The following is a 15,525-nucleotide window of genomic DNA, read 5'->3' on the forward strand; positions in this document are numbered from 1 at the left end:
GCCTTCGTGCCCGCCGTGATCGGCCTGGATACGCGACGGCCCGGCTGGAGACAGCCGGGCCGTCGCGCGTCCGGTCCGGCGCTGGTGCTTGGCGCACTGCTTGCCGCGATGTCCATGGCCGCACCGGCGCAGGTCACCGCAACCCGCGACTACCTCGAACGCATGGACGCTGACGGTGATGGCCGGGTGTCGCTGGCCGAGTACCTCGACTGGATGGGCTACGCGTTCCGGGAAATGGACCGCGACGGCAACGACGTGCTCGCCCCCGCCGAACTGCCCGGCGGCAAGGGCGGGCCGATCACGCTGCAACAGCACCGCACCCGGCTGGCGGCGCGGTTCGCGAAGCAGGATGCGGACGGCGACGGCTTCCTCGACGCAAGAGAGCTGGCCGCGCCGCCGCAGCGCTGAGCCGGTCTTGCGCCTGCCGGCAGGCGGAGGGCTTGTTAGTATCCGCCGCATGTGGGGATACCTTGCGATGCGCGCATGAGTCCTGCGACGATCGAAATCGTCGCCACCGTGCTGTTCGCGCTGGCGATCGTGCATACCTTCAGCACCACGTTCTTCCTGCGCCTGGCGCAGCGGCAGCCGGCGCATGCCGGCACCTGGCACCTGCTTGGCGAAGTGGAAGTGGTGTTCGGCTTCTGGGCGATGCTGCTGGTGGTGGCGTTCGCCCTGCTCGAGGGCGTACCCGACGCCACCGCCTACGTCGACTCGCGCAACTACACCGAGCCGATGTTCGTGTTCGCGATCATGGTGATCGCCGGCACGAGGCCGATCCTCTGGGCGGCCACCCACCTGGTGGACGGCCTGGCGCGGCTGCTGCCCTGGCGCAACGGCCTGGAATTCTGCTTCAGCGTGCTGGCCCTGGTACCGTTGCTGGGTTCGTTCATCACCGAGCCGGCGGCGATGACGCTGGCGGCGATGATGCTGGCGCGGCGCGTCTACGCGGTGAACGTGTCGAACAGGGTCAAGTACGCGCTGCTCGGCACCCTGTTCGTCAACATCTCGATCGGCGGCGTGCTGACGCCGTTCGCCGCGCCGCCGGTGCTGATGGTCGCGGGCAAGTGGAACTGGGACATCGCCTTCATGATGGCGAACTTCGGCTGGAAGGCCGCGCTCGCGGTCATGTTCAACGCCGCCGCCGTGGTCTTCGTGTTCCGCAAGGAGCTGGGCAGGCTGCCGTCGGTCGAGGCGGGCACCAGCGCGCCGATGTCGATCCCGCTGGTCATCGTGCACCTGCTGTTCCTGGTCGGACTGGTGGTGTTCGCGCACCACCCGGCGGTGTTCATGGCGATCTTCCTGCTGTTCCTCGGCGTCGCCAACGCCTATCGCCAGTACCAGGACCGCCTGATCCTGCGCGAGGGCCTGCTGGTGGCCTTCTTCCTCGCGGGCCTGGTGGTCCTTGGCGGCATGCAGCAGTGGTGGCTGGAGCCGCTGCTGATGAACATGAGCAGTAATGCCGTGTTCTTCGGCGCGGCGGGCCTGACCGCGATCACCGACAACGCCGCGCTGACCTATCTCGGTTCGCTGGTCGAGGGTCTCAGCGACCAGTTCAAGTACATGCTGGTGGCCGGCGCGGTGGCCGGCGGCGGCCTGACGGTGATCGCGAACGCGCCCAACCCGGCCGGCATGTCGATCGTGCGCCGGCACTTCCACAACCAGTCCGTGCATCCGCTGGGCCTGTTGCTCGCGGCCCTGCCACCGACCGTGGTGGCGATGGCGGCACTGCGCTGGCTCTGAGCCGGCGTCGCGCGCCCGGGCTCAGTCGCCGCAGGCCTTGCGCAGCACCGGATCATCCGCGGGCAGCTGCACCCAGTTCGCGTTCTTCAGCTGCCCGCCGTGCTCCAGTTCGACCTGGTCGAGCAGGTCGGCACGGCGCTGCGCGCTGCAATCGAACACCGCGCCGTACTGCCGCGTCGGCTCCCAGCGGCCGGCGAGGATGATGCGGGTGAGCACCTGGCCCGGCATATCGGCATGGCGGCGGTCGAAGCGGTGGTCCACGGCGATCAGCCGGGTGCTGAGCGGGACGACGTAGGTCCACGGCCGGTACCAGGAGCGGACCTCGTTGCTGGAGGCGATCTCGACCCCGTCCGGGAAGGTGCCGGTGGTGCGGTCGAGCCAGGAATACTCGAACCAGATCGCCATCAGCAGCATCCCGGCACCGGCCGCGGCCGGCACGATCCACTGCGGCAGGCGCCGGCGCAGGGCGAAGTTGATCGAGAGCGCGATGCCGGCCAGGCCGAAGCCGGCGGCGATGATGGCGATGAACTCCAGCAGCATGGATGCTCCCGATGCGGTGGCGGGTAGATGAAGGGAGATTGTAGTCGCGGCCGACAGCGCAGGATCGCGCGTCCCGCAAGCAGTGCGGCCCGCCCCCGTCGCCGGGAGCGGGCCGCCGTTTCAGCACCTTGCGTGGATCAGTGGTGGCCGGTGGCCGCAGCCGCGCCGCGCGGGACGCGGATGTCCTCGACCAGGTGCTGGATGTGCTCCGGCACCGGCTTGGTCAGCTTCATCGTGATGTAAGCGGCGATGAAGTTGAGGAGCGCGCCGATCGCGCCGAAGCCCAGCGGCGAGATGCCGAACAGCCAGTTCTCCGGAGTGTCGGCCAGCATGTTCGTGCCCGGGATGAAGAACCAGCCCTTGTAGGTGAACAGGTACACGCTGGTGGCGATCAGGCCGGTCAGCATGCCGACGATCGCGCCGGTGGAGTTCATCTTCGTGGAGAAGATGCCCATCATGATCGCCGGGAACAGCGAGCTTGCCGCCAGTCCGAAGGCGAACGCCACCGTCTGCGCCGCGAACCCGGGTGGATTCATGCCCAGCCAGGTGGCGAGGACGATCGCTGCCGCCATCGACACGCGCGCGGCCAGCAGCTCCCCCTTCTCACTGATGTCCGGTTTGAACGTCCGCTTGATCAGGTCATGGCTCACCGCCGAGGAGATCGCCAGCAGCAGGCCCGCCGCCGTCGACAGCGCCGCCGCCAGGCCACCGGCCGCGATCAGGGCGATCACCCAGCCGGGCAGGCGCGCGATCTCCGGGTTCGCCAGCACCAGGATGTCTTGGTTGAAGGTGATCATCTCGTTGCCCTGCCAGCCGCGCTCGGCCGCGATGGCCGCGAACTCGGTGCTGGCCTCGTTGTAGGACTGGATCATGCCGTCGCCGTTCTTGTCCTCGAACGCCAGCAGGCCGGTCTGCTCCCAGTTGTGCATCCAGTCCGGGCGCGCCTCGTACGTCAGCGATTCGGCGGCGCGGGTGCCCTCGGGATAGATCGTGGTGAGGATGTTCAGTCGCGCCATCGCGCCAACGGCCGGGGCCACGGTGTAGAGCAGTGCGATGAACACCAGCGCCCAGCCCGCCGACCTGCGGGCGTCGGACACCTTGGGCACGGTGAAGAAGCGGACGATCACGTGCGGCAGGCCGGCGGTACCGACCATCAGCGACAGCGTGAACAGCGTCATGTTGAGCGTGGAATCATGCAGCCCGGTGTAGTCGTTGAAGCCCAGGTCCACCAGGATCTGGTCGAGGCGCGCCAGCAGCGGCATGCCGCTGTCGACATGGGTGGAGAACAGGCCCAGCTGCGGGATCGGGTTGCCGGTCAGCTGCAGCGAGATGAACACCGCCGGGATGGTGTAGGCGATGATCAGCACGATGTACTGCGCCACCTGGGTGTAGGTGATGCCCTTCATGCCGCCCAGTACCGCGTACACGAACACTACCGTCGAGGCGATCAGCAGGCCGGTATTGGTATCGACCTCGAGGAAGCGCGAGAACGCCACGCCGGCGCCGGTCATCTGCCCGATCACGTAGGTGATCGAGATCATCAACAGCGACGCCACCGCCACCAGGCGCGCGGTGCGGCTGTAGTACCGGTCGCCGATGAACTCGGGCACGGTGAAGCGGCCGAACTTGCGCAGGTAGGGCGCCAGCAGCATGGCCAGCAGCACGTAGCCGCCGGTCCAGCCCATGAGGTAGGCGGAGTTGCCATAGCCGACGAAGGCGATCAGGCCCGCCATCGAAATGAACGAGGCCGCCGACATCCAGTCCGCCGCGATCGCCATGCCGTTCATGGCCGGGTGGACGCTGCGGCCCGCGGCATAGAACTCCGAGGTCGAACCGGCGCGCGCCCAGATCGCGATCACGATATAGACCAGGAACGAGCCGCCGACGAAGATGAGGTTGAGAGTGAATTGATCCATGGCCGGCCCCTTATTGCTCGTCCACGTCGTACTCGCGATCGAGCCGGTTCATGTACCAGGTGTAGAAAACGATGAGCGCGATGAAGGTCAGGATCGACCCCTGCTGGGCGAACCAGAAGCCCAGGTCCGTGCCGCCGATGCGGATGCCTGCCAGCAGCGGGCGCAGGATGATGCCGAACCCGTAAGAAACCAGGGCCCAGATGCCCATGCAGATGAAGATGATCCGGAGATTGGCCTTCCAGTAGTTCTGTGGTGATTTCTCGGACATGGCTGTCTTTGCCCCCTCAGGCAGGTGGATCAGAAGGTGTACTTGACGGTGGTCTGGATGCGCTTGAGGTCGCCCTTGCGGTTGTCCTCCAGCTCACGCTGGCCCCAGCCGATCTCGGCGCCGATGTCGAGCTTCGGGAACGGCGAATAGATCAGGTTGGCGTGGAAGGACTGCGAGCGCTCGGTCGCGCCGAAGCTCTGCACGATCCCGTTCGCATCGATCACGCTTCCCCAGCCGGCAAGTCCGCGGTCGTTGTCGAACTCGGCCACCGAATACATCAGGTTGCTGCGCAGCTTGCCGTTGAAGGCGTGCCGCCAGGCGACGAAGCCGCCGGCTCCGTCCTGGGCGTGCAGGTTGCCGTTGGCGTCGAGCACAGAATCCGCGCCAACGCCGAAGCCCAGGTAGCGGCCGATGCCGCTGCCGTAGTTGGCCATCCAGCGGATGTCGTCGTTTGCGCCGATGTTGAAGCGGCCCGACAGGCTGACCGCGGCCCCGGTCTCGCTTTCGTCGCCCGACTTCAGCTGGCGCAGCAGGCCCGCGGCGCTGAAGTGGCCCCAATCGCCCTTCATCACATAGCGCGCAGTCACGTCGGGCATCGAATCACTGCCGCCGGCGTTGTTGCGTGCGGCGGTCGCGATGTTGCCGACCGTGGTGTGCGGGTTTTCCAGGGCCACCGAAAACGGGCCGCTGGTATAGCGGATCTGCGCCTGGCGGACGAAGGTGGTGCCTTCGGTGACGCCGACGAAATCCACGGCTTCCGGCAGCGCCGCCACGTCCTGGAAGTTCGACCAGGTCTGGCCGGCCAGCCAGCTGTTCCAGGTCACGAAGGCCTGGCGCAGGGTGATGCCGTGGGTGTTGGTATTGACCTCGTTGCCGAGGTTGGCGCTGCCGCCGCCGTACATGTCGGCTTCGATGTAGGCGCGGAACTTGTCGCCGCCCTCGGTCGTGTGGTCGGCGGCGAACCAGAAGCGCGAGAACGCGGCGTGCATGTCGGTATAGGGATCGCTGTCGGGCTCGGCGCCGTTGGCGGCCACCGGGATCGTGCCGGGCACGTAGAACAGGCGTCCCGCCGACCCCTCGGCGATGGCGCCGTCGCTGGTGTCGGTGACCATCGCGTCGAACTTGATGAAGCCGCCGTAGGTGAACACCGCCTCCGGATTGGCCAGGATCGGCTTGGACTGCAGCGGCTTGGCGGCCGGCTGCGCGACCTGGACCTCGTCCAGCCGGGTCTGCGCCCGGGTGATGCTTTCCTGCTGCTGTTGCTGCCCCTGCAGCAGGGTCTGGATCTGCGCCTCAAGCTGCGCGACGCGTGCCTCCAGTTCCTGTTCCTTCGCGCTCTGCGCGAACGCCATGCCGGGGGCCGCAAGCGCGACCAGGACCGCGGTTGCCAGCAACCGCCGTGAATTGCGTCGTTTCGTCGTCATCACTCCCTCCCACAGGATGCCCACGCAGCGCGCGGTGTCCCGAGCCTGACTGCGTGGGCGGTGCCCGCCTATTCGCCATTGGTCGAATACGCCGGGACGACGCGCCTGCGCTACCGCCGACCCGGGGGTCCCGCGGCGGGCCGCCGCGCGCCCTGCAGCGCCAGCCAGCACAGGCCGACGGTGACCGCGTCGCCCAGCGCGCTGTGGCGGGCCAGCAAGGGGACGCCGAGGGCGCCGGCGATGTGCTGGAAGTCGAGGTTGGGCGGTGCATTGGGCTGGGCGCGGCGTTCGCGGGCAGCGAATGCATCCGCGAGGTCGACGCGCGGGTTGGGCAGGCCGAAGCCGGTGAGCGCGCGCACGTGCGGTGACAGCATCGCCAGGTCGAAGGACAGGTGGTAGCCAAGCAGGGTGCGCCCCTCGAGCCAGTGCAGGAAGTCGCGCACCGCGGCCGTCACCGCCACGCCTTCAGCGGCTTCGTCCGGGGTGATGTGGTGGTGGCGGATGGACTCGATGCCGAAGGCGCGGTCGGCGCGGATGCGGCGTTCGAAGCGCTCGGACGTCAACACGCGGCCGTCGCGCACGGGCACCGCGGCCAGGCTGAGGATATGGTCCTGCTTCGGATCCAGGCCGGTGGTTTCCAGGTCCAGGCTGACCCATTCGCCCGGCGGCGCGGGCCGCAGCAGGCCGGCCCACTCGCCGTCGCCGGTCTTCCGCTTCAACCACCAGCGCCGGAAGGACCGCATCCTAGTCCCGCAGGTGGAAGCTTTGGCGGATGTGGCTGCGGAAGTCCTTGACCACGTGCAGCGCGTCGCGCATCAGCTCGCGGTCGAGGCGGCGCAGCCGCGAGGTGTCGATGTGGTTGTCGGGGGCGCTGCCGTCGGCCAGCGCGGCGAACTGTGCGTCCAGCCGCATGTGCTGGAACACGTTGAGCGCCTGCGGCAGGTCGCGGCCCAGGCCGGGCGACAGCTCGCCGCACTCGACCAGTGCGGCGCAGCGGTCGCGGCTGCTGGTGGCGGTGATCCCGTGGCGCAGTGCCAGGCAACGCAGGCCGTGGACCACCGGGAAGATGCCGCCCTTCTTGATGTCGGTGCCGACGCCGCCGCCGCGGACCCGGCCGAAGAAGGTCAGCGGGGTGTCGAACTCGAGCGTGGCCGCTGCCAGGTGGTGGAGCAGGATGCCGTCGTCGCCCAGCGCCATCAGCGCGTCCTTGACCGGCGCGAACAGCGCCGCGTTGCCGGCCACCGGCCGCGCGTCGAGCGCGATCGACAGGTCCAGCGCACCCTGGCCGCCATGCACGCGCTTCCACTGGCCGATGCGGTGGCGCCACTGCGTCGCGCTCATGCGCCAGCGCGGGTTGTCGACCATCACCCGGCCCGGGCACGGCGGGTAGCCGACCTTCGCCAGCGCGGCGCTGAAGCGGCCCATCGCATCTTCAAGCCCCGGCCATTCAAGGTCGTCGGCGAGCACCAGCGCGTTGTCCTGGTCGGTCTTGAGCAGCTGTTCGCGGCGGCCTTCGCTGCCCATGACCAGCAGGCAGACGCGGTCGCGCAGCTCCGCCGGCACGACCAGCTCGAAGATGCGGCCCATGATGCGGGTGTTGAGCGCGCTGACCAGCTCCATCATGTAGGGGATGCGCGTGCCGTTGACGTTCAGGCTGCGCACCAGCCGTGGCATGCCGGAGGCGGCCTCGGCGATGGCGTCGATGTCGCGGGCGCGGGCCAGGCGCAGGCTGATCAGGTGCGAATGGCTGGCGAAGTGCGCCAGCACCTCGGCCATGCCCAGGGTACCCGCGACCTTGCTGCCTTCGGTCACCACCACGCGTTCGATCTGGCGCTCGGTCATGTCGATCAGCGCCTGGAACAGCACTTCGCCGGTGCCGATGGTGGCCAGCGGGCGGCTGGCCAGGGGGCCGATCGGCGCGTCCAGCGGCAGGCCCAGCCGGGTCAGCGCATCCAGCAGGTCGGTGCGGGTGACGATGCCCGGCGCGTCGTGGGCCCGGTCGTAGACCAGCAGGCAGTCCACGCGCCGCTCGCGCAGGCGCGTGCTGGCGTCGGCGATGCTGGTCGTCGCGTCGACGCGCTCCGGGGGCGCGAGGTCGGCTTCGCCGACCCGGATCACCATCAATTCCGCGGCCTCGCCCCGCTCGCTGCCGCTGGACAGCCGGCCCTTGGTGGCCAGCCCCTCGTTGAAGTACGCCGCCACGCGCGGGTTGTCGGCCAGCAGCTGGCGGAAGGTGGCGGCCGGGATCAGGTGGCTCAGGCAGTCGCCATCGCTGCGGTAGCTGAGGCGCGCGCGCCCGGCCATGACCGCCCAGGCGCCGATGACGTCGCCCGGTCCGTAGTCGGCGAAGCGCTCCTCGCGGCCACGATCGTCCACCTGGAAGGCGTGCACGAGGCCCTTGAGGATGACGAAGACGTGCGGCGAGTCCCTGCCGGCCTCGATCAGGGTGCTGCCGCCGGGATGGAAGCCGATGTCGACGCCGGCCTGCAGGCGCCGGCGGCCGGCGTCGTCGAGCAGGTCGAAGGGCGGCAGGCTGAGGTCCAGGCCGGGCACGGGATCCATGGCCGCATTGTGCGTCGCGCGCGCGGGCCCGTGAATAGACCAAGGTCTAAAAACCTCGCCACCCGGCAATGCGGCAAACTGACCTGTACACGTTCCAGAGGGTGAGCCGCCATGTCCGAAGATATCTATCCCGTCCCCGAGGACTTCGCCGCGCAGGCCAACGTCACCGCAGCCGACTACGAGCGCGACTACGCCGAGTCCATCCGCGATCCCGACGCGTTCTGGGGCCGCATCGCCCAGCGCCTGGAGTGGATGAAGCCGCCGACCCGCATCCGCGACGTCAGCTTCGACCGCGAGGACTTCCGGATCCGCTGGTTCGCCGACGGCGAGCTCAACCTCAGCGTGAACTGCCTCGACCGCCACCTCGCCACCCGCGGCGACAAGACCGCGCTGATTTTCGAGCCCGACAACCCGGGCGACGAGGCGAAGCGCGTCAGCTACCGCGAGCTGCACGCCCGCGTCTGCCGCCTGGCCAACGCGCTGCGCAGCCTCGGCATCGCCAAGGGCGACCGCGTGACCATCTACCTGCCGATGATCGTCGAGGCGGCCGTCGCCATGCTTGCCTGCGCGCGTATCGGCGCCGTGCACAACGTGGTCTTCGGCGGCTTCTCCGCCAACTCGATCGCCGATCGCGTCGGCGACAGCGGCGCCAAACTCATCATCACCGCCGACGAAGGCCTGCGCGGCAGCAAGAAGGTGCCGCTGAAGGCGAACGTCGACGCCGCGCTCAAGCTGCCGGGCACCACCACCGTCGAGACCGTGCTCGTGGTCCGCCACACCGGCGGCGCGGTCGACATGCAGATGCCGCGCGACCGCTGGTACGACGCCGTGGTCGACGGCCAGCCGGACACCTGCGAGCCCGAGCGCATGAACGCCGAGGACCCGCTGTTCATCCTGTACACCTCGGGTTCCACCGGCAAGCCCAAGGGCGTGCTGCACACCACCGGCGGCTACCTGCTGTTCGCGTCCTACACCCACGAGTGCGTGTTCGACCTCAAGGAAAACGACGTCTACTGGTGCACCGCCGACGTCGGCTGGGTCACCGGCCACAGCTATATCGTCTATGGGCCGCTGGCCAACGGCGCCACGTCGCTGATTTTCGAGGGCGTGCCGAGCTATCCGGACGCCTCGCGCTTCTGGCAGGTGATCGACAAGCACCAGGTCACCATCTTCTACACCGCGCCCACCGCCATCCGCGCGCTGATGCGCGAGGGCGACGAGCCGGTGAAGCGCACTTCGCGCAAGTCGCTGCGCCTGCTGGGCAGCGTCGGCGAGCCGATCAACCCGGAGGCCTGGCGCTGGTACTACGAGACGGTGGGCGACAGCCGCTGCCCGATCGTCGACACCTGGTGGCAGACCGAGAACGGCGGCATCCTGATCTCGCCGCTGCCCGGCGCCTGGCCGACCAAGCCGGGCTCGGCCACCAGGCCGTTCTTCGGCGTGCAGCCTGCGATCGTGGATGCCGCCGGCAACATCCTGGAGGGCGAATGCGAGGGCAACCTCGTGATCATGGACTCGTGGCCGGGCCAGATGCGCACCGTCTACGGCGATGACCAGCGCTTCTTCGATACCTATTTCGCCGCCTACCCGGGCATGTACTTCACCGGCGACGGCGTGCGCCGCGATGCCGACGGCTACTACTGGATCACCGGTCGCGTCGATGACGTCATCAACGTGTCCGGCCACCGCATCGGCACCGCGGAAGTGGAAAGCGCGCTGGTGCTGCACCCGAAGGTGGCCGAGGCCGCCGTGGTCGGCTTCCCGCACGACATCAAGGGCCAGGGCATCTACGCCTACGTGACCCTGATCGCGGGCGAGGTCGAAAGCGACGAACTGCTGAAGGAGCTGGTGGCGCACGTGCGCAAGGAGATCGGCCCGATCGCCTCCCCCGACTTCCTGCAGTGGGCGCCGGCGCTGCCCAAGACCCGCTCGGGAAAGATCATGCGCCGCATCCTGCGCAAGATCGCCGAGAACGCGCCCGACCAGCTCGGCGACACCAGCACGCTCGCCGACCCGTCCGTGGTCGATGCGCTGCTTGGCAACCGGCGGGGCGCCTGACACGCACGTGGCCACCCTGCTGATCGCCGACGACCACCCGCTGTTCCGCGAAGCGCTGCGGGGGGTCGTCGCACGCGTGATGCCCGGGGCCACCCTGCGCGAAGCCGACAACGTCGACAAGCTCTACGCCCTGGTTGAGTCCGAGCCCGACGCCGACCTGCTGCTGCTCGACCTCAACATGCCGGGTGCGCACGGCTTCAGCGCCCTGGTCCACCTGCGCGCGCAGCATCCTGAGCTGCCGGTGGTCGTGGTCTCCGCGCGTGAAGAGCCGGCCGTGATGCGCCGCGCGCTGGACCACGGCGCCATGGGCTTCATCCCCAAGTCGGTGGACTCGGCCACGCTGGGCCAGGCGCTGGCGCAGGTGCTCGAAGGCGACCGCTGGGCGCCGCCGGCCGCGCTTGTCGCCCCGGCCGCGGGCGCTGAAGAGCACGACGCCGCGCAGCGCGTGGCCGACCTCACCCCGCAGCAGTTCCGGGTGCTGCAGATGCTGGGCATGGGCCTGCTCAACAAGCAGATCGCCTATGACCTGGGCGTGTCCGAGGCCACCATCAAGGCGCACATGACCGCCATCCTGCGCAAGCTCGGCGCCAGCAACCGCACCCAGGCGGTGCTGATCGCCGGCAGGCTGGCGCTGGAGCCCGGCGTGATGGCGCCGCAGCCCGACGAAGGCGACTGAGGGGCCGTCGGCTCGTCGCCCGTGCCCGACCCTCTCCTGCAGGTGTCGGTGCCGCTGGCTACGGCGTATGCCCGGCCATGTGCGGGCTCCGCTGCGCCGCCAGGAAGGCCCGCAGCGACGCCGGCTTGATCGGCTTGGTCAGCACCCGGTAGCCGCGCGCGCGCGCATCGCGCTTGACCTGGTCGCTGCCGTCGGCGGTCACCAGCGCGCCCGGCACGCGCGGTCCGTGCTCACGCAGGGCGTCCAGCGTGTCCAGCCCGTCCATGCGGTCATGCAGGTGGTAGTCGACCAGCAGCACGTCGGGCGCCTGCGCCATCTTCTGCAGCGCCTCGTCCACCGTGGTTGCGCGCAGGACTTCGATTTTCCAGCGCCCCAGCAGCAGCACCATGCCGGCAAGGATGTCGACGTCGTTGTCCACGCACAGCACGCGCATGCCCTCGAGCGAATCCGGCAGGCTGGTGGCGGGCACCGGGACGGGCGGCAGCACGGCGTGTGCGGAGCGCGGCACGCGTATGGAGAACATGCTGCCGCGGCCCGGGCGCGAGCGCACGTCGAGCGGATGCGACAGCACGTTGGAGATGCGCTGGCAGATCGACAGGCCCAGGCCCAGGCCCTGGGCGTCCCAGCTGCCCGGCTGGTCGATGCGGAAGAACTCCTCGAAGATCTGTCGCAGGTGGTACTCCGGGATGCCCGGGCCGGTGTCCCAGACCTGCAGTTCCACCGCGCCGCCGCGCGGCCGGGCGGCGAGCACGATGCGCCCCTCGCGGGTGTAGCGCAGGGCGTTGGCCAGGAAGTTCTGCAGCACCCGGCGCAGCAGGCGGCGGTCGCTGCGCACGGGCAGGTGGCGGGCGTGCACCCGCAGGTCGATGCCGCGGGCCCCCGCCAGGGGCGCGTACTGCGCGGCAAGGTCGGCCAGGAGTTCGGCGGCGTCGAAGTCGGACAGCTGCGGTTCCAGCGCGCCGGTGTCCAGTCGCGAGACGTCCAGCAGGCCTTCAAGCAGCTCTTCGGCGGCGCGCAGCGAGGTGTCCACGCGCTCGGCCAGGTGGTGCTGTTCGGCCGCGGTGTCGCTCTCGCGCAGCGCCGATGCGAACAGGCGCGCGGCGTTGAGCGGCTGCAGCACGTCGTGGCTGACCGCCGCCAGGAAGCGCGTGCGCGAGGCCTGCGCGGCCTCGGCCTCGCGGGTCCGGGTGGCCACGCGCTGCTCCAGCGTCTCGTTCACCTCGCGCAGCTCGCGCTCGACGCGCTTGTACTCGGTGACGTCGCTGTAGCTGGTGACGTAGCCGCCGCCGGGCAGCGGCTGGCCGCGCATCTCCACCACCTGTCCGGTGCTGCGCACGCGTTCGAACACGTAGGGCGAGCCCGCGCGCATGTAGTCCATGCGCTTCTCGACTTCGGCCTCGACGTCGGGGTTGCCGCCGCCGAGCTCGCCGCGCATGGCGTTGTAACGGATCAGGTCGGCCACCTGGCGACCGACGTAGAGCATGCCCTCGGGATAGTCGTACAGCTCCGCATAGCGCAGGTTCCAGGACACCAGGCGCATCCCGCGGTCGACCACGCTCACGCCCTGGTCGAGGTTGTCGAGCGTGGCCGACAGGATGGCGCGGTCGAAGCGCAGGTCCTGGCCGGCCTCGTCGAGCACCGCGACCACCTCGGCCACGTCCATGCCGGAGCCCTTCAGCGCGCTGGTCATCACCAGGCGCGCGGAAGACGCGCCGATCGCAGCCGCCAGCAGGCGCTCGGTGAACTGCGCCCAGCTGCGGTCGGTGGGCGTATCCGGCTCCAGCTCGCGGCCACTGGCGGCGGCGTGGTCGGCAAAGGCGCGACGCGCGGTGGCGACGCCGACGATGCGGCCGGCCAGGACCATCAGGTCGCCGACCTGCATCGAGCTGTAGGGCACGCCGGTGCCCAGCGGAAGCTGCGCGGCAGCGTACGGATCAAGGAAAGGTGCGATCCGCAGCCGCTCCTCGAAGCTCGGGCGCCAGCGCGCGGACACCAGGAACAGCGCGCCGACATTGGCCAGCAGCGACCAGAAGGTGCCGTGGGTGAGCGTGTCCCAGCCTTCGAGTCCGAACAGCTGACGCGGCCGCAGCCAGCCGAAGCCGAAGGGGCCGTCGTGCAGCCAAGCGCTATTGAACCAGCCCGCATCGGTCAGCGTGGGCAGCAGCAACGTGTACAGCCACATCCCGAAGCCGAGCAGCAGGCCGGCCTCCACGCCCTGGCGGCTGGCGCCGCGCCAGTACAGTCCGCCGATCAGCGCCGGCGCGAACTGCGCCACCGCCGCGAACGACATCAGCCCGTAGGACGCCAGCGTGGTGTCGCTGCCGCTGACCCGGTAGTAGCCCCAGGCCAGCGCGGCCAGGCAGATGATGGTCGCGCGCCGGATCCACAGCACGGTCGAGGCCACGTTGCCGTCGTGGCGCTGCGCCCAGCCGCGCGCCAGCAGCGGCGGCATGATGAGGTCGTTGGAGACCATGGTCGCCAGCGCCACGCTGGACACGATCACCATGCCGGTGGCCGCGGAGAAGCCGCCGACGTAGGCGAACAGCGCCAGCAGGTCGCTGCCCGCGCCCAGCGGCAGCCCGAGCACGAAGGTGTCCGCCGACGCGACCGACCCGCTGCCGTACATGGCCAGGCCCGCCGCGGTGATCGGCAGCACTGCCAGCGACACCAGCGCCAGGTAGGCGCCGAACATCCAGCGCGCGCGGCGGATGTCGGCCACGTCCATGCACTCCACCACCGCGACGTGGAACTGCCGCGGCAGGCAGATGATCGCGGTGAAGGCGAGCAGGGTCTGGCCGATGAATCCCACCGGCGGCGCCTCGGCCAGCAGCGCGCGGGTGGCCTCCGCCAGCTGGAGCTCGCGGCCGGAGAACCAGAACACGGCGAAAGCGCCCACGAACAGCAGCGCCACCAGCTTGACCATCGACTCCAGCGCGATGGCCAGCATCATGCCCGGGCGATGCTCGGTGGCATCCACCCGGCGGGTGCCGTAGAGGATCGCGAACAGCGCCATCAGCACGGCCACGTACAGAGCGGGATCGCCGATGCTGTCCAGCAATTCGTCGCCGCCACCGAGCACCTGCAGGCTCAGGGTGACCGCCTTGTACTGCAGCGCGAGGTAGGGCACCGCGGCGATCAGCGCGATCAGGGTGACCAGGGCCGCCAGCCGCTGCGCGCGACCGTAGCGGGCGGCGATGAAGTCGGCGATCGAGACCGTGCTCTGGCTTTGCGCCACCAGCGCCAGGCGCTCGAGGATGCGCCAGCCGAACAGCAGCATCAGCAGCGGGCCGAGGTAGATCGCGAAATAACCGATGCCGTTGCGCGCCGCGGTGCCGACCGCGCCGTAGAAGGTCCACGACGAGCAGTACACCGCCAGTGACAGGCTGTAGACCAGCGGCCGCATCCACGTGCCGCCGGCGCGCATGTGCACCGGATTGCGGTCGCCCCACCAGGCGACCGCGAACAGCAGCGCCGCGTAGCCCAGCGACACCAGCAGCAGGATCCAGCCTGGCAGCATCCGCGTTCCCCTTCGACACTGTAGGAGCAGCTACGGCTGCGACCGGCCCCGTCACCCGCAGCACAGCTGCGCCACAGGATAGCGCCGGTCGACCTGCAGCGGCTTCCAGTGGCGGCGATTCCGGGCATATATATCCCGGATGGTTCGGTCGCAGCCGTAGCTGCTCCTGCGGGGGAGTGCCACGCGTGCCATCGCGGCTGTAGCCGCTCCCACGGCCGGGAATGGCTGCTCCCACAACGAAAAAGCCCGCCTTGCGGCGGGCTTTTTCGCAGATCGCGTGAGGCCGGGGCCTTACTTGATCTTGCCTTCCTTGTAGATCACGTGCTTGCGGACGACGGGATCGTACTTCTTGATCTCCATCTTCGCGGGCGTGTTCTTCTTGTTCTTGTCGGTGGTGTAGAAGTGGCCGGTGTTGGCCGAGGAGATCAGGCGGATTTTGTCGCGCTTGCTGGGCATGGTGTCCTCCTCAGACCTTTTCGCCGCGGGCACGCAGCTCGGTCAGGACCGAGTCGATGCCATTCTTGTCGATGGTGCGCATGGCAGCCGCGGAAACGCGCAGCTTCACCCAGCGGTTCTCGCTGGCAACCCAGAACCGGCGCTCGTGCAGGTTGGGAAGGAAACGGCGACGGGTCTTGTTGTTGGCGTGCGAGACATTGTTGCCGGTCTGCACGCGCTTGCCGGTCACCTGGCAAACTCGGGACATAACGCACCTCGATGGTGATTGGGTGTTCCCCATGGCCTGGGGGACGGCGGCCCCGGCGTCCCGTGCGGGATGCGCCATGCGATACGGGTCATTGATTGCTGCCGGGCAGGCGCCGGATCGC

13 protein-coding genes are annotated in these 15,525 nt (G+C 69.2%); 4 read left to right on the forward strand and 9 right to left on the reverse strand.

The window, feature by feature from the left end; all coding sequences use genetic code 11:
• Positions 1 to 108: 108 nt before the first annotated feature.
• Together WCE37_RS07425 and WCE37_RS07430 are read left to right on the forward strand one after the other, a co-directional pair.
• Complete coding sequence (locus WCE37_RS07425; RefSeq protein WP_343279170.1) at positions 109 to 408, forward strand: hypothetical protein; 300 nt, start codon at positions 109 to 111, stop codon at positions 406 to 408.
• Between the two features lie 75 nt (positions 409 to 483).
• Positions 484 to 1,740, forward strand: coding sequence for a putative Na+/H+ antiporter (locus WCE37_RS07430; RefSeq protein WP_343278787.1), 1,257 nt, complete (start codon positions 484 to 486; stop codon positions 1,738 to 1,740).
• A 21-nt stretch (positions 1,741 to 1,761) separates the two neighbouring features.
• Here the strand turns inward: WCE37_RS07430 and WCE37_RS07435 are convergent, their stop codons facing one another.
• From WCE37_RS07435 to WCE37_RS07460, 6 genes are all read right to left on the reverse strand, one after another.
• The gene (locus WCE37_RS07435) at positions 1,762 to 2,280 is read right to left on the reverse strand and encodes a hypothetical protein (protein ID WP_343278788.1); all 519 of its coding nucleotides are present in this window, start codon (positions 2,278 to 2,280) and stop codon (positions 1,762 to 1,764) included.
• Positions 2,281 to 2,417: 137 nt separating this feature from the next.
• Complete coding sequence (locus WCE37_RS07440; RefSeq protein WP_343276397.1) at positions 2,418 to 4,196, reverse strand: sodium:solute symporter family protein; 1,779 nt, start codon at positions 4,194 to 4,196, stop codon at positions 2,418 to 2,420.
• A gap of 10 nt (positions 4,197 to 4,206) precedes the next feature.
• The gene (locus WCE37_RS07445; RefSeq protein WP_132985879.1) at positions 4,207 to 4,464 is read right to left on the reverse strand and encodes a DUF4212 domain-containing protein; all 258 of its coding nucleotides are present in this window, start codon (positions 4,462 to 4,464) and stop codon (positions 4,207 to 4,209) included.
• 29 nt (positions 4,465 to 4,493) lie between these two features.
• A complete protein-coding gene (locus WCE37_RS07450; RefSeq protein WP_343255543.1) occupies positions 4,494 to 5,888 on the reverse strand; it encodes a DcaP family trimeric outer membrane transporter in 1,395 nt (464 codons plus the stop codon).
• Between the two features lie 110 nt (positions 5,889 to 5,998).
• A complete protein-coding gene (locus WCE37_RS07455; RefSeq protein ID WP_343278789.1) occupies positions 5,999 to 6,607 on the reverse strand; it encodes an exonuclease domain-containing protein in 609 nt (202 codons plus the stop codon).
• Positions 6,608 to 6,632: 25 nt separating this feature from the next.
• A complete protein-coding gene (locus WCE37_RS07460) occupies positions 6,633 to 8,450 on the reverse strand; it encodes a DUF294 nucleotidyltransferase-like domain-containing protein (protein ID WP_343278790.1) in 1,818 nt (605 codons plus the stop codon).
• 111 nt (positions 8,451 to 8,561) lie between these two features.
• Here WCE37_RS07460 and acs point away from each other — a divergent pair, with 111 nt between their 5' ends.
• Together acs and WCE37_RS07470 are read left to right on the forward strand one after the other, a co-directional pair.
• A complete protein-coding gene (acs, locus tag WCE37_RS07465) occupies positions 8,562 to 10,508 on the forward strand; it encodes an acetate--CoA ligase (protein WP_343278791.1) in 1,947 nt (648 codons plus the stop codon).
• Positions 10,509 to 10,515: 7 nt separating this feature from the next.
• A complete protein-coding gene (locus WCE37_RS07470) occupies positions 10,516 to 11,184 on the forward strand; it encodes a response regulator transcription factor (protein ID WP_343255539.1) in 669 nt (222 codons plus the stop codon).
• A gap of 58 nt (positions 11,185 to 11,242) precedes the next feature.
• Here WCE37_RS07470 and WCE37_RS07475 read toward each other — a convergent pair whose 3' ends face one another.
• The 3 genes from WCE37_RS07475 to rpmB all read right to left on the reverse strand — a co-directional run bounded on the left by WCE37_RS07475 (position 11,243) and on the right by rpmB (position 15,404).
• The gene (locus tag WCE37_RS07475; protein WP_343278792.1) at positions 11,243 to 14,701 is read right to left on the reverse strand and encodes a PAS domain-containing hybrid sensor histidine kinase/response regulator; all 3,459 of its coding nucleotides are present in this window, start codon (positions 14,699 to 14,701) and stop codon (positions 11,243 to 11,245) included.
• Between the two features lie 291 nt (positions 14,702 to 14,992).
• Entirely contained in the window at positions 14,993 to 15,157 is a 165-nt protein-coding gene (gene rpmG / locus WCE37_RS07480; protein WP_199362505.1) for a 50S ribosomal protein L33, read from the reverse strand.
• A gap of 10 nt (positions 15,158 to 15,167) precedes the next feature.
• Complete coding sequence (gene rpmB / locus WCE37_RS07485; RefSeq protein WP_343255537.1) at positions 15,168 to 15,404, reverse strand: 50S ribosomal protein L28; 237 nt, start codon at positions 15,402 to 15,404, stop codon at positions 15,168 to 15,170.
• Positions 15,405 to 15,525 lie beyond the last annotated feature (121 nt).

This window comes from Luteimonas sp. MJ250 (assembly GCF_039548455.1).
Classification (GTDB): Bacteria; Pseudomonadota; Gammaproteobacteria; order Xanthomonadales; family Xanthomonadaceae; genus Luteimonas.

What these genes read in the sequence shown, in the direction of transcription:
- WCE37_RS07425 (WP_343279170.1), top strand. Translation starts at nt 109, where the DNA reads ATGTCCATGGCCGCACCGGCGCAGGTCACCGCAACCCGCGACTACCTC.
- WCE37_RS07430 (WP_343278787.1), top strand. Translation starts at nt 484, where the DNA reads ATGAGTCCTGCGACGATCGAAATCGTCGCCACCGTGCTGTTCGCGCTG.
- WCE37_RS07435 (WP_343278788.1), bottom strand. Translation starts at nt 2,280, where the DNA reads ATGCTGCTGGAGTTCATCGCCATCATCGCCGCCGGCTTCGGCCTGGCC.
- WCE37_RS07440 (WP_343276397.1), bottom strand. Translation starts at nt 4,196, where the DNA reads ATGGATCAATTCACTCTCAACCTCATCTTCGTCGGCGGCTCGTTCCTG.
- WCE37_RS07445 (WP_132985879.1), bottom strand. Translation starts at nt 4,464, where the DNA reads ATGTCCGAGAAATCACCACAGAACTACTGGAAGGCCAATCTCCGGATC.
- WCE37_RS07450 (WP_343255543.1), bottom strand. Translation starts at nt 5,888, where the DNA reads ATGACGACGAAACGACGCAATTCACGGCGGTTGCTGGCAACCGCGGTC.
- WCE37_RS07460 (WP_343278790.1), bottom strand. Translation starts at nt 8,450, where the DNA reads ATGGATCCCGTGCCCGGCCTGGACCTCAGCCTGCCGCCCTTCGACCTG.
- acs (WP_343278791.1), top strand. Translation starts at nt 8,562, where the DNA reads ATGTCCGAAGATATCTATCCCGTCCCCGAGGACTTCGCCGCGCAGGCC.
- WCE37_RS07475 (WP_343278792.1), bottom strand. Translation starts at nt 14,701, where the DNA reads ATGCTGCCAGGCTGGATCCTGCTGCTGGTGTCGCTGGGCTACGCGGCG.
- rpmG (WP_199362505.1), bottom strand. Translation starts at nt 15,157, where the DNA reads ATGCCCAGCAAGCGCGACAAAATCCGCCTGATCTCCTCGGCCAACACC.
- rpmB (WP_343255537.1), bottom strand. Translation starts at nt 15,404, where the DNA reads ATGTCCCGAGTTTGCCAGGTGACCGGCAAGCGCGTGCAGACCGGCAAC.